This window comes from Terrabacter ginsenosidimutans, from assembly GCF_039539425.1.
GTDB classification, from domain to species: domain Bacteria; phylum Actinomycetota; class Actinomycetes; order Actinomycetales; family Dermatophilaceae; genus Terrabacter; species Terrabacter ginsenosidimutans.
Genome location: NZ_BAABDC010000004.1, coordinates 266,921 through 283,601 on the forward strand (window position 1 = coordinate 266,921; position 16,681 = coordinate 283,601).

A 16,681-nucleotide genomic window follows, 5' to 3' on the forward strand; every position below is an offset into this window, starting at 1 on the left:
GTGCCGATCGAGATCACCGACCCCACCGACCCGCGGCTGACCGACTACGTGTCGCTGACCGACGTCGTGCTGAGGAGGCGACACGAGCCGGAGCGCGGCCTCTACATCGCCGAGAGTCAGAAGGTGATCCGCAGGGCCCTGCGAGCCGGGCACCGGCCGCGGTCGTACCTGATGGCGAGGCGGTGGCTCGACGACCTCTCCGACATCGTCGCCGACGCCGAGGCCGAGGGTGTCCCGGTCTACTTCGGCGAGCACGACGTCATCGAGCGGCTGACCGGCTTCCACCTCCACCGGGGCGCCCTCGCGGCCATGCAGCGACCAGCCCTGCCGTCCGTCGAGTCGCTCATCGCGGATGCCCGTCGGGTCATCGTCCTCGAGGACGTCGTGGACCACACGAACGTCGGGGCGATCTTCAGGTCGGCCGCCGCGCTCGGGGTCGACGCGGTCCTCATCACGCCCCGCTGCGCCGACCCGCTCTACCGTCGCTCGATCCGGGTCTCGATGGGCACCGTCTTCCAGGTGCCGTGGACGCGCATCGACCCGTGGCCCGAAGGACTGGGCCTGCTCCACGAGGCCGGTCTCACCGTCGCCGCGATGGCGCTCTCCGACGACTCGGTCTCGCTCGACGACCTCGAGTCGGAGCCGCCCGAGCGGCTCGCCCTCGTCGTCGGCACGGAGGGCGACGGACTCTCGCACCGAACCGTCGCGGACGCCGACCTCACGCTGCGCATCCCCATGGCCGGGGGCGTCGACTCGCTCAACGTCGCCGCGGCGAGCGCGGTGGCCATGTGGGCGTTGCGTCCGCGAGGGCGGCACTGACCGAGCGGAAGAGCCTGTGCCAGAGGGTGTTCAGCCGCTGGCCGGTCTGACGAGCTTGTCGAGGAGGCGTTCGAGCTCGACGGCCGGGTCGTCGCAGAGGCCGCCGTGGACCGGTCCGGGCTGCACCACGGTCGAGCGCGGCGCGATGATCCACCCGAAGCGCTGGCCGGGCTTGTCGAGCGTGGGCAGACCACGTCCGGTCTCGCCCCGGCACACGGCACGGACCCGTTCGAGCATCGACCGCACCCCGTCGAGGTCGCACGTCGGAGAGAGGGCACCGGCGCGACGTTCGTCGAGCTCCCAGGCCGCGTCGAGGAACCCAGCGTCCTGCGAGTAGAGCACGACACCGACGTTGATGAACTCCTCCCGGTCGACGCGGGGCACGAGCCGGAGCAGGACGTACTGGTAGGCGTTCACGCCGCGACCCCGTCCGGCACCCAGGTGAGCGGCCCGTCGAGCCGGGCCCGGAGCATCCTGGCGTATGCCGTCCGGACCGCTGGCGCGTCGGTCAGGTCGGGCGTCGGCTCGATCCACTCCTCGGGCACCTCGGCGATCACGGCCTCCAACGCCTCCGGCGTGAGCCTCGCCGCCAGCTCGTCGTGGCGGCGCGCGACGTCCCCGGCGACGTCGCGCAGGACGTGGCGGCTCGCGTCGAAGGGCTGCGCGGCGAAGCGCTCGGGCGACGGCGCCCTGCTCGGCCAGGAGTGGTGGAAGTAGAGCGCGGCGCCGTGGTCGATGGCCCACGTCCGACCGTGCCAGACGAGCAGGTTGGGGTTGGACCACGTGCGGTCGACGTTGGCGGTCAGCGCGTCGAGCCAGATGACCCGCTCGGCGAGGTCGGCGTCAGGCGGCCGTGAGCCGTCGTAACCCAGCGAACCGGGCAGGAAGTCGACGCCGAGGTTGGTCCCCACGGACGCCGTGAGCAGGTCCTGGACTTCCTCGTCGGCCTCGTACTTGGCGATGCGAGGGTCGAGTCGGACGACGGCGAGGTCGGGGACGGGCACCTCGAGCAGCCGGGCGATGCCGGCGACGAGCACCTCGGCGACGAGGACCTTGAGCCCCTGACCGGCACCACGGAACTTCAGGACGTACGTCCCGTCGTCGTCGGCCTCGACGATCCCGGGCAGTGACCCGCCTTCCTTGAGCGGCGTCACGTAGCGGGTGGCGGTCAGCTCGGGAAGCACGCGGTCAGCCTAGTGGCCGCTCGTGGTCGAGCACCGTGGCGCGCGACCAGAGCCGCCCGAGCAGCATCGCCGTCGTGCCGTAGAGCACCGCGAAGCACACGAGCGGCCACCAGGCGAGCCCGGACTCCGGGAGCACGATCGCGCCGAGGGCGGCAGCAGCCACCATCCCCGCGTTGTAGACGACGTCGTAGGCCGAGAAGGCGCGGCCCAGGAGGTGGTCGTCGACGTGCGCCTGCAGGAGGGAGTCGACGGTGATCTTCACGCACTGGGACGTGAACGAGACGACGAAGCCCACGACCACGATGCTCCACGGCGTGAGGAACGGACCCAGCACGGCGCAGACGAGCGCGCCCAGGGCCAGCATGCGGGCGGCATACGGCACGGCCGTGAGTCGGGGAGCCAGCCACGGCGTCACGAACGCGGCCGACGCGAACCCGACCGCGGATGCCGCCGCGGCGATGCCGAAACCGCGCGCACCGTGGCCGGAGTCGAAGGGGCCGCGGAAGAGCAGCAGGGTCTGCAGCAGGAGGAAGCCGAAGGGGATGCGTGTCACGAAGACGAGGACGAGGAGCAGACGTGCTCGGCGGGGGAGCGTGCGCACCGCCTCGGCCAGGCCCGTCAGGACTGACCGGGTGATCTGGCCGACGGAGGGCGCCCCGCTCGTGTCGTCGGGCCCGATGAAGGGAAGCCTCGTCGCGGCCCATGTCGCGGCCAGGACCCCACCCGCTGCCAGCAGCACGTCGAGGACGTCACTGCCGCCCGCAGCCCGGAGGCCGGTGCCGACCGCACCTCCGAGCAGGTAGGCCAGCGAACCACACGTGGGCGCCACGGAGTTCGCACTGACGAGGTCCTTGCGCGGCACGACGTGCGGCATGGCGGAGGAGAGGCCGGCGAGGATGAACCGGTTGACCGAGAAGACGAGGAGCACGAGACCGAAGAAGGCAGGCCCCGTCCCGGATCCGGAGACGAGAGCTCCCACTCCGAGGATCGCCGCCGCCCGGATGAGCTGGCTCACGACGATGACCCGGCGGCGGGGCCACCGGTCCAGCAGCACCCCGACGAACGGACCGAGTGCACTGTAGGGGAGCAGCACGACGGCGAACGCGATGGCGATGCCGCGCGCGTCGGCGGCCTTCTCCGGGTTGAAGAGGATGTGACTGGCCAGGGCGACCTGGAACACGCCGTCACTGAACGAGGACGTGACGCGGCTGACGAAGAGCCGACGGAAGCCGCGCCCGCGGAGCAGCATGAAGAGGGCGCGCAGGAAGGTCACGGCGCACAGCGTACGGTCACGGCGAGACCGAGCGGTGGAGGGCCGGTGTCAGCGCGCGAGCCGGCCGATGAGCGCGGCGGCGCAGACGATCCCCGTCACGGCGCTGCCGACGAGGACCCCGAAGTCGACCCAGTAGCTCGTCGGCGTCCCGAGCAGCAGACCGCGCAGGGCCGACACCTCGTAGGTGAGCGGGTTGACGTGGCTGACGACCTGGAGCCAGCCCGGCATCATCTCGATCGGGTAGAGCGCGTTGGAGGCGAAGAAGAGCGGCATCGTGATCGCCTGGCCGATGCCCATGAGCCGGTCGCGCTTCAGGGCGATGCCGGCGATGCTGAGGGACAGGCACGAGAAGAACGCGGCCCCCAGCATCACCACGACGACCACGCCGAGCAGCCGGATCGGGTTCCACGTCATGGCCACCCCCATCAGCGCTGCCACGAGGACGACGATGGCCGCCTGCGCCACGGACCGGACCCCGGCGGCGAACGCCTTGCCGGCCACGAGCGCCGACCTCGGGGTGGGCGTCACGAGGAGCTTGGTCAGGACGCCGGCGTCACGCTCCCAGATGATCTGGATGCCGTAGAAGATCGCGATGAACAGGGCCGACTGCGCGATGACCCCGGGCGCGAGGTAGTCGAGGTAGGGGATGCCGCCCGTGGGTATCGCCCGGATCTGGGTGAACGTCGTGCCGAAGATGACGAGCCAGAGGATCGGCTGGATGGCGCGCGTCACCAGCTCGCTGCGGTCGTGCCGGAGCTTCTGCAGCTCGACGAGGCAGAACGTGCCGACGCGCGAGGCGAGCAGGCCCGGTCCTGTCCGACCTTGCCGGTCAGCCCAGACGGCGGGCGGTTCGACGAGTCGCTCGGACACCGCGCAGCCCTCCCTTCTCGGCCTCGAGGTCGCCGTGCTCGCCATGCTCGCCCAGGGCCTCCCCGGTGTGGTGGCGGAAGACGTCCTCGAGGCTCGCCTCCGCTCCCGCCGCCGCCTTGAGGTCGTCAGGTGACCCGAGAGCGCGGAGGGAGCCACGGTGCATGAGGGCGACCCGGTCGCAGAGGGCGTCGGCCTCCTCCATGTAGTGCGTCGTGAGCAGCACCGTCATGCCGTGGTCGCGCTGCATCTGCGCGACGCGCCGCCACACGCTGTCCCGGGCCACGGGGTCGAGCCCCACCGTGGGCTCGTCGAGGACGAGCAGCGCCGGGCGGTTGACGAGGGCCTGGGCGAGCTCGAGCCGACGCACCATCCCACCGGAGTAGGTGGACGCCAGGCGGGCCTCGTCGCCGCGCAGGTCGACCATCTCGAGGACCTCGTCGACCCTCGTGGCCCGTTCCCGTCGTGGCACGTCGAAGAGGCGTGCGAACCACTCCACGTTCTCGCGTCCGGTCAGGGCGCCCTCGATGGACAGCTGCTGCGGCACGTAGCCCAGCAGACGGCGCACGAGCATGGCGTCGGTGCGTACCGACCGTCCGAAGATCTCGACCTCTCCGGACTGCAACGGCAGCAGGGTGTTGAGCAACCGGATGGTCGTGGTCTTGCCGGCGCCGTTGGGCCCGAGCAGACCGAAGCACTCACCCGGCTCGACGGCCAGCGTCAGGTCGTCCACCGCCCGGTGCGCGCCGAAGCTGTAGGTCAGCCCCCGGATGTCGATGGCCGCCGTCACGGACGGTCGCCGCCCGGTGGACGGTCGTCGGGTCCGGTGGCGCTGGTCGTGACGGACGCGGACTCGGACGTGTGGGACGACTCGGGAAGGTCGGCTGCGATCCGGGCGATCGTGGTGAGGGCCTCTGCCAGGCGGGCGCGCTCGTCGGCCGACAGCCCCGCGAGAGCCGTGGCCGTCGTCTGGGCCCGCCGGTCGCGCCACTGCTCCAGACCGGCCCGGGCCGGCGGGGTCAGGTCGAGCCGGGCGACCCGGCGGTCGCTCTCGTCGCGCTCACGCACGAGCACGCCGAGCGTGAGCAGCTGCCCCACGAGGGTCGAGACGGTGTTGGCCGCGAGACCGAGCACTCGGGCGGACTCGGCCACCGTGATGCCCGGGTTGCGTCGCACGACGCGAAGCAGCTCGAGCTGCGCGCCTGACAGCGCCAGCTCCGGCAGGGGCGCGCCCACGAGCCGCCGGGACCGACGCCGCAGCAGCCCGATGACGTCATAGAGGTCGTCCGCCAGCCCAGCCACGTTCTCGTCGCTCACGATCGAAGGTTACGTCTGTCGCAGAGGGGTGGCCAGAGAACGAGAAGACCCCCGGGCTCCTGTCCAGCAGGAACCCGGGGGTCTCATGGTGTCGAGGGGGGGACTTGAACCCCCACGCCCGTTAAGGGCACTAGCACCTCAAGCTAGCGCGTCTGCCATTCCGCCACCCCGACAAGGTGATGCAAGGGGCTCGTGGGATTCCCTTGCGGCGAGGCGAAACGTTACACGGGGCCCGACCAAAAGGCCAAACGGGCGGCTGCGGGTGCCGGGATGCCGCGGCATACCCTGATCGCCATGAGCCACGACGACGCCGAACGACCCGTGACAGCTGCCCTGGCACCGACCATGACGCCTGAGGACGAGGTCGCGCGCCTCTGCGCCGAGCTCATCCGGATCGACTCGTCCAACTACGGCGACGGGTCGGGGCCGGGGGAGCGCAAGGCCGCCGAGTACGTCATGGGCGAGCTGGCCGAGGTGGGCCTCGAGGGCACGCTGCTCGAGAGCGAGCCGGGCCGAGCGACCGTCGTCGTGCGGCTCGAGGGCGAGGACCCGTCCCGTCCCGGCCTCGCCGTGCACGGCCATCTCGACGTCGTCCCGGCCAACGCCGCGGACTGGCAGGTCGACCCCTTCGCCGCCGAGGAACGGGACGGCTGCATCTGGGGGCGCGGAGCGGTGGACATGAAGGACATGGACGCGATGATCCTCGCGAACATCCGGCACTTCGCCCGCACCGGCACGAAGCCGGCGCGGGACACGACCTTCGTCTTCTTCGCCGACGAGGAGGCCGGCGGCACCCACGGCAGCCACTGGCTCGTCGACCACCACCCGCACTGGTTCGAGGGCGTGTCCGAGGCGATCAGTGAGGTGGGCGGCTACAGCGTCACGGTGCCGACGCCGCAGGGCCCGCAGCGCGCCTACCTGCTCCAGACCGCCGAGAAGGGCATCGCCTGGCTGCGGCTGCGCGCGCACGGCCGCGCCGGCCACGGGTCGGTGCCCAACGACGAGAACGCCATCGTCCGGCTCGCCGCGGCCATCGGCCGGATCGCGGCCCACGAGTGGCCGCGCGAGTACATCGCCTCGGTGCGCGAGCTGCTGGACACGCTGAGCACCATGACCGGGCTGTCGTCGGCGGACGACGAGCTCGAGCCACTGCTCGCGACCCTGGGTGGCGCCCAGGGCTTCGTGCGCGGCACCCTGCGTGACACGGCCAACGTCACCATGCTCGAGTCCGGCTACAAGCACAACGTCATCCCGCAGACCGCCACGGCCGCGGTCGACTGCCGCTTCCTGCCCGGGCACGAGGACACCCTCATGGCAACGATCCGCGAGCTCGCCGGCGAGCACGTCGAGGTCGAGGTGGTGCACCGCGACGTCGCGATCGAGGCGCCCTTCTCGGGCGACCTCGTCGAGTCGATGAAGCAGGCGCTGCTGCGTGAGGACCCGGAGGCGGCGGTACTGCCCTACTGCCTCTCCGGCGGCACCGACAACAAGGCGCACGGCCGGCTCGGCATCAGCGGCTACGGCTTCGCGCCCCTGCAGCTGCCGTCCGACCTCGACTTCGCCCCGATGTTCCACGGCATCGACGAGCGCGTGCCCGTCGACTCGCTGCGCTTCGGGGCGCGCGTGCTCGGGGACTTCCTACGGACCTGCTGAGGTCCGCTCGGCACGGTCGGCCCAGGTCACGTCGTCAGGCAGGTCGTCAGCTCACGCCGTGCGCTGCACGCGCATGATCTTGCGCCGCAGCCACATCCGGCGCACGCCGCCTTCGTAGATCACCGTGCGCGAGAGCTCCCAACGGCCGTACTCCGCGTGCTCACGCACCGCCTGCCGCGCCTGGGCCTTCGACGTGTGGCGGTCGAACGTGAGGACCCGGTACTCGTAATCCGTCATCGTCCACCATTCTGACACCAACCGTGATCCCACCGAGACCGTATGCGTGGCGTGGCGGACAGGTGCTCGCGGTACCGTCGCTGGGTCATCCGATCGCAGGCCCGGGACCGAGCGCGAGCCCGTGTGCCACGGCGAAACAGGGGAACCGCCCGGCACCGCCCGGCGTCAAGGGCCCAGGAGGTCAACACACATGAAATGGAACACCCGCCGTCTTGCGGCAGCAGCCGTCGTCCTTCCGGCGGTTCTCGGTGTCGCCGCCTGCGGCAAGAGCGAGAGCCCGGCCCCCGCGACGGGGCAGACGCAGGCCAGCTCGGCAGCGACGAGTGACGCGCCCGCCGCCGGCCAGCCGTACAAGGACAAGGCCGCCTTCGTCGCCGCGATGAAGGCAGCAGGCAAGAACGCCACCACCGCCCACGTGACCATGGCGATGGACGCCGCCGGCCAGAAGATCGCCATCTCCGGTGACACCAAGGTCGACGCGAACAACCCGGCCATGAAGATGTCGATGGACATGGGCTCGTCGATGAAGCTCGACATGATCCTCGTCGACAAGAAGGTCTACATGAAGGGCTTCCCGGGGCTCGCGGCCGGCAAGTGGGCCGTCATCGACAGCAACTCGACCATGGGCAAGCAGCTCGCGCAGTCGCTCGACCAGGCCGACCCGACGAAGATGTACGACCAGTTCGGCGCAGCGGTGCAGGACGTGAAGTACGTCGGTGAGGACACCGTCGACGGCGACAAGACGTGGAAGTACGACCTGACGCTGGACACCAAGGCCATGCAGGCCCAGCTGCCGGCCGACGCGAAGACGCAGATGCCGAGCACCATCGCCTACACGGCGTGGCTCGACGAGAAGAACCAGCTGCGCAAGGTCACCTTCGACCTCTCGGGCGTCAAGGCCGAGATGACGATGAGCAAGTACGGCGAGCCCGTCGACATCACGGCTCCGGCCGCTGCCGACACCGTCAAGGCGCCGATGTGACGAGCATCTGACACACCGCGTCGGCGACGGGTGAACGGCCCGCGAACCGCGCATGAACGATCCCGCAGCGAGCACGTCTCGCTGCGGGATCGCCGTTTCTCCAGCCCTTTCCCGGGCCCGAATGGATGTTCCCGCTCTCCCCGGTCGACTACGGTCGAAGCATGACCGTCGACCCCCGCGCCGCCCTCGAGCAGCTGATCGCCGCCCTCGAACGCCACCTCGAGGCCGCGAAGGCGAGCCGAGACCCCGACCACCCCATGGTCATGGCCGCGGCCCAGGACCTCGCGGAGGCGTTCGACGACTACGACGAAGCGCTGTACGAGGCGACCGAGGTCGCCACGCCGCTGGCGATCTACGGCGACGACTTCGACGGTCACGAGGACGAGGACGGCACCGAGAACCACGTCTACGCCGGGCTCGACTCGGACGAGTACGACGAGGATGACGACGACGACGAGGACGACGAGGACGACGACGACGAGGATGACGACGAGGACGATGACGACGACTACGAGGACGAGGACGACGACCTCGACGGCGGCGTGACCGGACCGACGGGATCCGCCGACCCAGCCGACCCGGCCGACTCGGCCAGGGCCACCGGAGCCACGGGCAGCACGAGGGCCACCGGCCGCTAGGCCGAGACGTCGTCCAGGGCCGCGACGATCTCCGACGGCAGCGACAGCTCGAGGCTCGCCAGCGCGGAACGCAGCTGGGCCGAGGTCCGGGCGCCGACGATGGGCGCGGCGACACCGGGACGGTCCCGCACCCAGGCCAGGGCCACCTCGCCCGGTTTGGCGGCCAGGCCCCGCGCGGCCATCGCGACCGCGTCCGCGACGCGAGTGGTCTGCTGGTCGAGGAAGCGTTCGGCGAATCCCGGGAAGTCGGCTGAGGCGGCCCGGGAACCGGACGGTATGCCGTTGCGGTACTTGCCCGTGAGCACCCCGCGCCCCAAAGGTGACCACGGCATCAGGCCGAAACCGAGCGACGTCGCGGCCGGCGTGACCTCGTGCTCGGGCGCACGGCATACCAAGGAGTACTCGATCTCGTTGGCCACCATGGGGATTCGTGCCGACTCGAGCAGACTGAAGGCGCGGGCGGACTGCCAGCCCGAGTAGTTGGACACGCCGACGTAGCGGGCGCGACCCGAGGCGGCGGCCCACTCGAGCGCCGACAGCGTCTCGGACAGGGGGACGTCGTCGGACCACGTGTGCACGAGCCACAGGTCGACGTGGTCGGTGCCGAGGCGACGCAGCGACGTCTCGAGCTGCGACATGAGCCCACGGCGGGACACGTCGACGTGGCGCTGTCCTCCGGTTCGTGAGATGCCGGCCTTCGTGCAGATGACGAGGTCGTCGCGTGGGACCGTCCCCGTCAGCAGGGTGCCGAGGATGGTCTCGGCGTCACCGCCGCCGTAGCCGTATGCCGTGTCGACGAGGTTGCCCCCCGCCTCGACGAACGCGCGCAGGTGGTCACCGGCCTCGTGGCGGTCGACGGCGTTGCCCCAGAGCATGGTCCCGAGTGCCAGAGGGGTGACCGAGAGACCGGACGAGCCGAGACGCCTACGCATGCGACGAACGGTAGTCGGCGACACCGCACTCCGGGCGACCGCCACGGCGAGCGCGACGCCGATAGCCTGCCCAGCATGAGGATCGGTGTGAATCTCGGCTACTGGGGACGTGGCACGACGGGCCCGGACCAGGTGGCGGTCGCCCAGGCGGCAGACCGTCTCGGCTACGACAGCGTGTGGGTGGCCGAGGCGTACGGCTCGGACAGCCCGTCGATGCTCGCCTGGATCGGGGCGCTGACCGAGCACGTCGGCCTCGGGTCCGCCGTCATGCAGATCCCTGGCCGCACCCCGGCGATGACGGCGATGACGGCGGCGACCATCGACACCATGTCGGGCGGGCGGTTCCGACTCGGCCTGGGCGTGTCGGGTCCGCAGGTGAGCGAGGGCTGGCACGGCGTGCCGTTCCGCAGCCCGTTGGGGCGCACCCGCGACTACGTCGAGATCGTGCGGGCCGCGCTCAGACGGGACACCGTCACCCACGCCGGGCCGCACTACCCGTTGCCGTTGCCGGGCGGCCCGGGCAAGCCGCTCAAGCTCTCCGCCCGGCCGGTGCGCCCCGACCTTCCCGTCTACCTGGCGGCGGTCGGACCCAGGAACCTCGAGCTGACCGGTGAGATCGCCGACGGGTGGCTCGCCATCTTCTTCAGCCCGGAGCACGCTCGAGACCTCCTCACGACGCTCGAGACCGGCCGGCGTCGCGGCGGACGGGGCCCCGTCGACGCTCCGATGACGGGGTTCGACGTCGTGGCGACGACACCCGTCGTGCTCGTCGAGGACGTCGAGGCTGCGGCCGACCACGTGCGCGACTACTGCGCGCTCTACATCGGCGGGATGGGCTCGCGGGAGCAGAACTTCTACAACCAGCTGGCCTGCCGGATGGGGTTCGAGGACGACGCCGCCCGCATCCAGGACCTGTACCTCGCCGGCCGCCACCGTGAGGCAGCCGCTGCCGTGCCGCTCGAGTTCATCGACGAGACCTCCCTTCTTGGGTCGCCGGAGCGGGTCGCGCGACGCCTGGGCCGCTACGAGGAGGCGGGGGTGACGACCCTCGCCGTCGCCGTCGGCGGCGGCATGTCACGCGACCAGGCCCTCGCGACCCTGCACGTCGTGGCGGGGATCGCGGGACTCGAGGCCCCGTCCGACGGGACCGGCCCCGCAGCCCCCGTCGTTTCCTAGGACTTCGCCTTCGCGCCACTCGGCCGCGGCCGCTCCCAGTGGACGTTGTGGATAGGGTGCGACATTGTGCCCAGCGGCCGATGACCCGGAGAGGGTCAGCGGCCCGTCCCGTCCCTCTGCGCAGAAGGCCCACCCTGACCCATGGCTGACCTCAGCTACCTCGACGCCGTCATCCTCGGTGTCGTCGAAGGCCTCACCGAGTACCTCCCGGTCTCCTCGACCGGCCACCTGACCATCACCGAGAAGCTGCTCGGCCTCGAGGTGAACGACCCCGCGGTCACGGCCTACACCGCCGTGATCCAGCTCGGTGCCATCGCCGCGACCCTGCTCTACTTCTTCCGTGACATCGTGCGGTTCGCCGTGGCGTGGTTCCGGGGCCTGGGCTCCGCCGAGGCCCGCAAGGACCCCGACTACGGCCTCGCCTGGGCCGTGGTCATCGGCTCGATCCCGGTCGGCGTCGTCGGTTTCCTCGCCCGGGACCTCATCTCCGGCCCCCTGCGCAGCCTGTGGGTCGTGGCGATCGCCCTGCTGCTCTGGAGCATCGTCATGGTCGTGGCCGAGCGGATCTACGCGCGCTACGACGCCCGAGGCGTGCTGCGCGGCGAGCACTCGATCCGCCCCGTCGACGGTCTCGTCATCGGCCTCGTCCAGTGCTTCTCGCTCATCCCCGGCGTCTCCCGCTCGGGCGCGACGATCTCCGCCGGCATCGCCCGCGGCATCGACCGCGTCACGGCCACGCGCCTCAGCTTCTTCCTCGCCATCCCGGCCCTGACCGCCGCGGGCCTGTTCCAGGCGGTCGAGGAGAAGGACGGTCTGTCGGCCCTCGGGGTGGGACCCGTTCTCGTGGGTCTCGTCGTCGCCTTCGTCGTGGCCTACGCCACGATCGCCTGGCTGCTGCGGTTCGTCGCGAGCAACACCCTGCTGCCGTTCGTCTGGTACCGCATCGTGCTGGGCCTCGTCGTGGTCGGAGTCCTCGCGGCCGGAGTCATCAGCGCCACCTGACCCCGCCCCGACGACGCGCCGAACGGCCGGCTCCCACGCTCGTGGGGGCCGGCCGTTCCCGGGTCCGTGTCGCTACAGCCAGCCGGAGCGCTTGAACGCGCGGTAGAGGCCGATGCAGGCCCCCGCCATCACTCCTAGCACGAGGAAGTAGCCGTACTGGAACTCGCCGTTGCCGAGGTGGATGCTCGCCGACAGCTCGGGCATGCGCTCGAAGTTCATGCCGTAGATGCCGGCGATCATCGTGGGCACCGCCGCGATGGCGACCCAAGCGGAGATCCGGCGCATGTCCTCGTTCTGCTTCACCGAGACGCTCGCGAGGTGGGCCGACAGGACGTCGGTCAGCAGCCGGTCGTAGGACTCGACGTGGTCGTTGACGAGTCGCAGGTGGTCGGCGACGTCACGGAAGAACGGCAGCATCTCCTCGGTCAGGCCCCTCCCGCGGGCCCGCTCCATGAACTGGGTCAGGGTGTCGGCGAGCGGTTGGCTGGCGCGGCGGAACTCGAGGACCTCGCGCTTGAGGCGGTAGATCGTGTTGGCGTCGCCGCCGATGTCCGAGGCGAAGACCTGCTCCTCGATCTGCTCGAGGTCCTTGCGCACCTCGCGGTCGACGACGAGGTAGTTGTCGACGACGGAGTCCATCACGGCGTGCAGCACCGTCATCGACCCGTGCTCGAGGCGTTCGGGCTCGGTCTCGAGGCGCTGTCGCACCCCGGCGAGGGGGTTGCCCTCGCCGTGCCGCACGGTGACGACGAAGCGGTCACCGATGAAGAGCATGACCTCGCCGGTCTCGATGTCGCTCGTCGCCTCGATGTAGCGCAGGGTCTTGAGCACGACGAACACCGACGACTCGTACTTCTCGATCTTCGCCCGCTGGTGACCGTTGACGGCATCCTCGACGGCGAGCGGATGGAGGTGGAGCTCCTCGTTGACGAGCTCGAACTCCTCGTCGGTCGGGTCCTTGAGCCCGATCCAGAGAAAGCCGTCCTGGGTCAGGCGCAGGACGTCGAGCTCGTCGCTGAGGTCCCCGCAGCCCTGCCGCCGGCCGTTGCGGTAGATGGCCTTGTCCACGATCACGCGCACTACTTCACCACGTCCGCCTGTCGGCGTCGCGCACGCGGCGTCCGCCGCTGGTGGCGTGGCGCACGCGGGCTAGGGTGACGACCGTGCCCACCGTTCTCTTCGTGCGCCACGGACGCTCCACCTCCAACACCGCCGGCACCCTTGCCGGGTGGATGCCCGGGGTCTTCCTCGACGAGACCGGCGAGGCGCAGGCCGCTGCCGTCGGGCAACGGCTCGCCGCGGCCGTCCTGCCCGTGGTCGAGGTCGTCAGCTCGCCGCTGGACCGCTGCGTGCAGACCGCGGACCTGCTGGCTGCCCCGCTCCCGGCCCACGTGGCCCGTAGCGTCCACGTGGGCCTGGGGGAGTGCCGCTACGGCGCCTGGACCGGCCGGCCCATCGCCGAGCTCGCCAGGGAGGAGCTCTGGAAGGTGGTGCAGGACCGACCCAGCGAGGCGCGCTTCCCCGACTCCGCGGCATACCCCGCCGAGTCCATGTCCGAGATGCAGGACCGGGCGCTGCGCGCCGTCCGAGAGATCGATGCCCGCATCCTCGAGACGCACGGCAAGGACGCGGTCTGGGTCGCCGTGTCGCACGGTGACGTCATCAAGTCGATCCTGTCGCACGCCACCGGCGCGCACCTCGACGACTTCCAGCGGATCAACGTCGACCCGGCCTCGGTCAGCGTCGTGCGCTACACCAGCCGCAAGCCGTTCGTGCTGCGGCTCAACGACATCGGTGGGGACCTGACGAACCTGAGGCCGCCGGAGAAACCGGCGGCGGACGACGGTGACGCCGTCGTGGGCGGGGGTGCCGGGACGCCGGGCGCCGTCGGATAGGGTCGAATGCATGACGGTCCAGGACTTCGATCCCGCCGACCGGTTCGTGGCCGGAACGGTCGGCCCCGCCGGCCAGCGGGCCTTCTACCTCCAGGCGAGCACCGGGCCCATGGTCGTGACCGTCGGGGTCGAGAAGCAGCAGGTCTCGATCCTCGCCGATCGCATCAACGACGTGCTCGACCAGCTCGCTCCCGCCGCGGCGGTCGAGCCCGGCGAGCCCGGCGGGGCGCCCGAGGACACCGACCCCCTCGTGACGCCCTTCGACGAGGACTGGCACGTGCAGACGCTGTCCCTCGCCTGGGACGAGGACTCCCAGAAGCTCGTCGTCGAGTGCCATGACCACGACCCGGATGAGGTCGACGAGGATGCCGACGACGAGGTGGGCCCGCTCGGCCGCAACTCGCTGAGGGTGACCCTGACGCCGGCCGAGGCACGCGCCTTCGCGCGGCGCAGCAACGCGCTGGTGGCCGCCGGTCGTCCTCCGTGCCCCTTCTGCGGCAACCCCCTCGACCCCACGGGCCACATCTGCCCGCGGGCCAATGGTTACAAGCGCTGACGGGACTCCGTCGCCGGTCGACCTGACGGGCGAGATCGAGGTCCTGGGCCGTGTCGCGGACTCCTCGAACCTCGCCGTCGTGGCGCGCATCTCGACGCTGCCGGGTGGTCACGTCATCTACAAGCCGATCCGCGGCGAGCGACCCCTCTGGGACTTCCCGCACGGGACCCTCGCCGGGCGCGAGGTGGCCGCGGCGGTCGTCTCGGAGCTCGGCGGCTGGGACGTCGTCCCGGCGACGGTGATGCGCGACGGCCCCCTGGGCCCGGGCTCGGTGCAGCTGTGGATCGGCGACCCCTTCGCGCCCGTGGCCGACGACGTCGTCGTCGATCTCGTGCCGGAGGGACGCATCCCCTCCGGCTGGCGCGCCGTCCTCGACGGAGAGACGCCCGGTGGGTCAGCCGTCACGGTCGTGCACTCGGGCGCGGACGACGTGCGCTCGCTCGCGGTGCTCGACGCCGCCCTCAACAACTCCGACCGCAAGGGATCGCACTGCCTGCGGGACACCGAGGGCCGCCTCTGGGCCATCGACCACGGGGTGACGTTCTCACCGACTCCCAAGCTGCGCACCGTGCTCTGGGGCTGGGCGGGGGAGCCGCTCGCCGACGCCGACGTCGAGCGGCTCACCCGGCTGCGCCGCGCGCTCGAGGACGACGAGACCCTCGACCGCCTCCTCGCGCTGCTCCCCGAGGACGACGTCGAGGCGCTGGCGATGCGGGTGGCGGCCCTGCTCGACCGTGGCGTGCACCCCTTCCCCAGCCCCGACTGGCCGTCGGTCCCATGGCCGCCGCTCTGACGCGCGCCGCCGTGACCGTCCGGTCCTGCTGTCCTGCCCGGATGCTCCGCCCGGTCCGGCCGGTCCCGGTGCCTCGCCGCCGCCGGGATAGAGTCTGCGCGTGAGAAGCTGGCCGATGCCGTTCATCCCCAAGGTCCCCGGCCGCGCACCCGAGGTGCGAGTCCGCGACACGGCATCCGGCGAGCTGGTCCCCGCCGCCCGGGGCGAGGTCGTGACGCTCTACGTCTGCGGCATCACGCCCTACGACGCGACGCACATGGGCCACGCGGCGACCTACGTGACGTTCGACCTGCTCGGCAGGGTCCTGCGCGACAGCGGCCACCAGGTGCGCTACGTCCAGAACATCACCGACATCGACGACCCCCTGCTCGAGCGGGCCGAGCGGGACGGCCTCGACTGGCGTGACCTGGCGACGCGTGAGATCGCGCTCTTCCGCGAGGACATGACCGCGCTCGCCGTCATCCCCCCGGACGAGTACCTCGGTGCCGTCGAGAGCATCCCGACCTTCGTCGGCCCCATCGAGAAGCTCGTCGCCGACGGCTGGGCGTATGCCGTGCCCGCGCCGGACGCGTCGCGCCAGGGTGGGCAGGACTTCTACTTCGACGTCTCGCGCGACTCCCGCTTCGGCTCGGTCAGCCATCTCGACGAGGCCGGCATGATGGAGGTCTTCGCCGAGCGCGGGGGAGACCCTGACCGCGAGGGCAAGCGCAACCGGCTCGACGCGCTCCTGTGGCGGGCGCACCGCGAGGGTGAGCCCGAGTGGGACGGCGGCGACCTCGGGTGGGGCCGCCCTGGCTGGCACATCGAGTGCGCCTGCATCGCCCTCGACCACCTCGGCATCCCCGTCGACGTCCAGGGCGGCGGCACCGACCTCGTCTTCCCCCACCACGAGATGAGCTCGGCCCATGGTCGCGCGCTCAGTGGGTCACCCTCGTTCGCCGGCTCGTTCGTCCACCAGGGCATGGTGGGCCTGGACGGCGAGAAGATGAGCAAGAGCAAGGGCAACCTCGTCCTCGTCTCCCAGCTTCGCCGTGACGGCGTCGACCCCATGGCGATCCGGCTGGCGCTGCTCGCCCGTCACCACGCACACGACTGGATGTGGACCCACGACCAGCTCGTCGAGGCCCAGCAGCGCCTCGCGACGTGGCGAGAGGCCTTGTCGGGCAACGGCGGACCGGTCGCCGACCAGACCGTCGACGACATGCGGGCCGCCCTCGTCGACGACCTCGACAGCCCCCGGGCCCTCGAGGCGGTCGACCGCTGGGCGAGCCAGTCGCTGACCCGCGGCGGGGACGACCCGGGCGCGCCGGGCGTGCTGGGCCGTGCCCTCGACGCGCTGCTCGGCGTCCGCCTCTGA

At 71.2% G+C, this 16,681-nt stretch carries 19 protein-coding genes and 1 tRNA gene; 10 read left to right on the forward strand and 10 right to left on the reverse strand.

Annotation, left to right across the window (positions count from 1 at the left end):
• Window positions 1–819: a TrmH family RNA methyltransferase gene (locus tag ABD831_RS14025; protein WP_344947606.1), complete on the forward strand. Its 819-nt coding sequence runs from the start codon at window positions 1–3 to the stop codon at window positions 817–819.
• 30 nt (window positions 820–849) lie between these two features.
• Here the strand turns inward: ABD831_RS14025 and ABD831_RS14030 are convergent, their stop codons facing one another.
• From ABD831_RS14030 to ABD831_RS14060, 7 genes are all read right to left on the reverse strand, one after another.
• Complete coding sequence (locus ABD831_RS14030; protein WP_344947609.1) at window positions 850–1,236, reverse strand: DUF3037 domain-containing protein; 387 nt, start codon at window positions 1,234–1,236, stop codon at window positions 850–852.
• Window positions 1,233–2,003, reverse strand: coding sequence for a HipA family kinase (locus ABD831_RS14035; protein ID WP_344947612.1), 771 nt, complete (start codon window positions 2,001–2,003; stop codon window positions 1,233–1,235). Before ABD831_RS14035 ends, ABD831_RS14030 begins: the two co-directional genes overlap by 4 nt.
• Before the next feature lie 4 nt (window positions 2,004–2,007).
• On the reverse strand, window positions 2,008–3,276 hold the full coding sequence (locus ABD831_RS14040) for an MFS transporter (protein WP_344947615.1): 1,269 nt from the start codon (window positions 3,274–3,276) through the stop codon (window positions 2,008–2,010).
• 48 nt (window positions 3,277–3,324) lie between these two features.
• Window positions 3,325–4,146: an ABC transporter permease gene (locus ABD831_RS14045; protein WP_344947618.1), complete on the reverse strand. Its 822-nt coding sequence runs from the start codon at window positions 4,144–4,146 to the stop codon at window positions 3,325–3,327.
• Complete coding sequence (locus ABD831_RS14050) at window positions 4,106–4,933, reverse strand: ABC transporter ATP-binding protein (RefSeq protein WP_344947621.1); 828 nt, start codon at window positions 4,931–4,933, stop codon at window positions 4,106–4,108. The genes ABD831_RS14045 and ABD831_RS14050 overlap by 41 nt, the downstream gene beginning before the upstream one ends.
• Window positions 4,930–5,460, reverse strand: coding sequence for a MarR family winged helix-turn-helix transcriptional regulator (locus tag ABD831_RS14055; RefSeq protein WP_344947624.1), 531 nt, complete (start codon window positions 5,458–5,460; stop codon window positions 4,930–4,932). Before ABD831_RS14055 ends, ABD831_RS14050 begins: the two co-directional genes overlap by 4 nt.
• 86 nt (window positions 5,461–5,546) lie before the next feature.
• Window positions 5,547–5,633 (reverse strand) — tRNA-Leu (locus ABD831_RS14060).
• A gap of 121 nt (window positions 5,634–5,754) precedes the next feature.
• Here ABD831_RS14060 and ABD831_RS14065 point away from each other — a divergent pair.
• Window positions 5,755–7,113: a M20/M25/M40 family metallo-hydrolase gene (locus tag ABD831_RS14065; RefSeq protein ID WP_344947627.1), complete on the forward strand. Its 1,359-nt coding sequence runs from the start codon at window positions 5,755–5,757 to the stop codon at window positions 7,111–7,113.
• Between the two features lie 51 nt (window positions 7,114–7,164).
• On the opposite strand, the gene ABD831_RS14070 is transcribed toward ABD831_RS14065, so the two are convergent.
• Window positions 7,165–7,350 carry a DUF5703 family protein gene (locus tag ABD831_RS14070; RefSeq protein ID WP_030146024.1) on the reverse strand — a complete coding sequence of 62 codons (186 nt, stop codon included), beginning with the start codon at window positions 7,348–7,350 and terminating at the stop codon, window positions 7,165–7,167.
• A gap of 190 nt (window positions 7,351–7,540) precedes the next feature.
• Here ABD831_RS14070 and ABD831_RS14075 point away from each other — a divergent pair, with 190 nt between their 5' ends.
• Window positions 7,541–8,332 (forward strand): SCO4651 family lipoprotein, encoded by a 792-nt coding sequence (locus ABD831_RS14075; RefSeq protein WP_344947632.1) that lies wholly within the window; start codon window positions 7,541–7,543, stop codon window positions 8,330–8,332.
• A gap of 161 nt (window positions 8,333–8,493) precedes the next feature.
• Window positions 8,494–8,970, forward strand: coding sequence for a hypothetical protein (locus ABD831_RS14080; protein ID WP_344947635.1), 477 nt, complete (start codon window positions 8,494–8,496; stop codon window positions 8,968–8,970).
• Here ABD831_RS14080 and ABD831_RS14085 read toward each other — a convergent pair.
• Entirely contained in the window at window positions 8,967–9,902 is a 936-nt protein-coding gene (locus ABD831_RS14085; protein WP_344947637.1) for an aldo/keto reductase, read from the reverse strand. The two genes, ABD831_RS14080 and ABD831_RS14085, sit on opposite strands and share 4 nt — an antisense overlap.
• A gap of 75 nt (window positions 9,903–9,977) precedes the next feature.
• On the opposite strand from ABD831_RS14085, the gene ABD831_RS14090 reads away from it, so the two are divergent.
• The gene (locus ABD831_RS14090; RefSeq protein WP_344947640.1) at window positions 9,978–11,078 is read left to right on the forward strand and encodes an LLM class F420-dependent oxidoreductase; all 1,101 of its coding nucleotides are present in this window, start codon (window positions 9,978–9,980) and stop codon (window positions 11,076–11,078) included.
• 141 nt (window positions 11,079–11,219) lie between these two features.
• Window positions 11,220–12,080 carry an undecaprenyl-diphosphate phosphatase gene (locus ABD831_RS14095; protein ID WP_344947643.1) on the forward strand — a complete coding sequence of 287 codons (861 nt, stop codon included), beginning with the start codon at window positions 11,220–11,222 and terminating at the stop codon, window positions 12,078–12,080.
• Between the two features lie 72 nt (window positions 12,081–12,152).
• Here the strand turns inward: ABD831_RS14095 and corA are convergent, their stop codons facing one another.
• Complete coding sequence (gene corA / locus ABD831_RS14100) at window positions 12,153–13,154, reverse strand: magnesium/cobalt transporter CorA (protein ID WP_344947646.1); 1,002 nt, start codon at window positions 13,152–13,154, stop codon at window positions 12,153–12,155.
• An 89-nt stretch (window positions 13,155–13,243) separates the two neighbouring features.
• On the opposite strand from corA, the gene ABD831_RS14105 reads away from it, so the two are divergent.
• The 4 genes from ABD831_RS14105 (at window position 13,244) to mshC (ending at window position 16,681) form a co-directional block, all read left to right on the forward strand.
• On the forward strand, window positions 13,244–13,975 hold the full coding sequence (locus ABD831_RS14105) for an MSMEG_4193 family putative phosphomutase (protein ID WP_344947649.1): 732 nt from the start codon (window positions 13,244–13,246) through the stop codon (window positions 13,973–13,975).
• 10 nt (window positions 13,976–13,985) lie between these two features.
• Complete coding sequence (locus tag ABD831_RS14110) at window positions 13,986–14,531, forward strand: DUF3090 domain-containing protein (protein ID WP_344947652.1); 546 nt, start codon at window positions 13,986–13,988, stop codon at window positions 14,529–14,531.
• Window positions 14,515–15,324: an SCO1664 family protein gene (locus tag ABD831_RS14115; protein WP_344947654.1), complete on the forward strand. Its 810-nt coding sequence runs from the start codon at window positions 14,515–14,517 to the stop codon at window positions 15,322–15,324. Before ABD831_RS14110 ends, ABD831_RS14115 begins: the two co-directional genes overlap by 17 nt.
• 100 nt (window positions 15,325–15,424) lie before the next feature.
• A complete protein-coding gene (gene mshC / locus ABD831_RS14120; RefSeq protein WP_344947657.1) occupies window positions 15,425–16,681 on the forward strand; it encodes a cysteine--1-D-myo-inosityl 2-amino-2-deoxy-alpha-D-glucopyranoside ligase in 1,257 nt (418 codons plus the stop codon).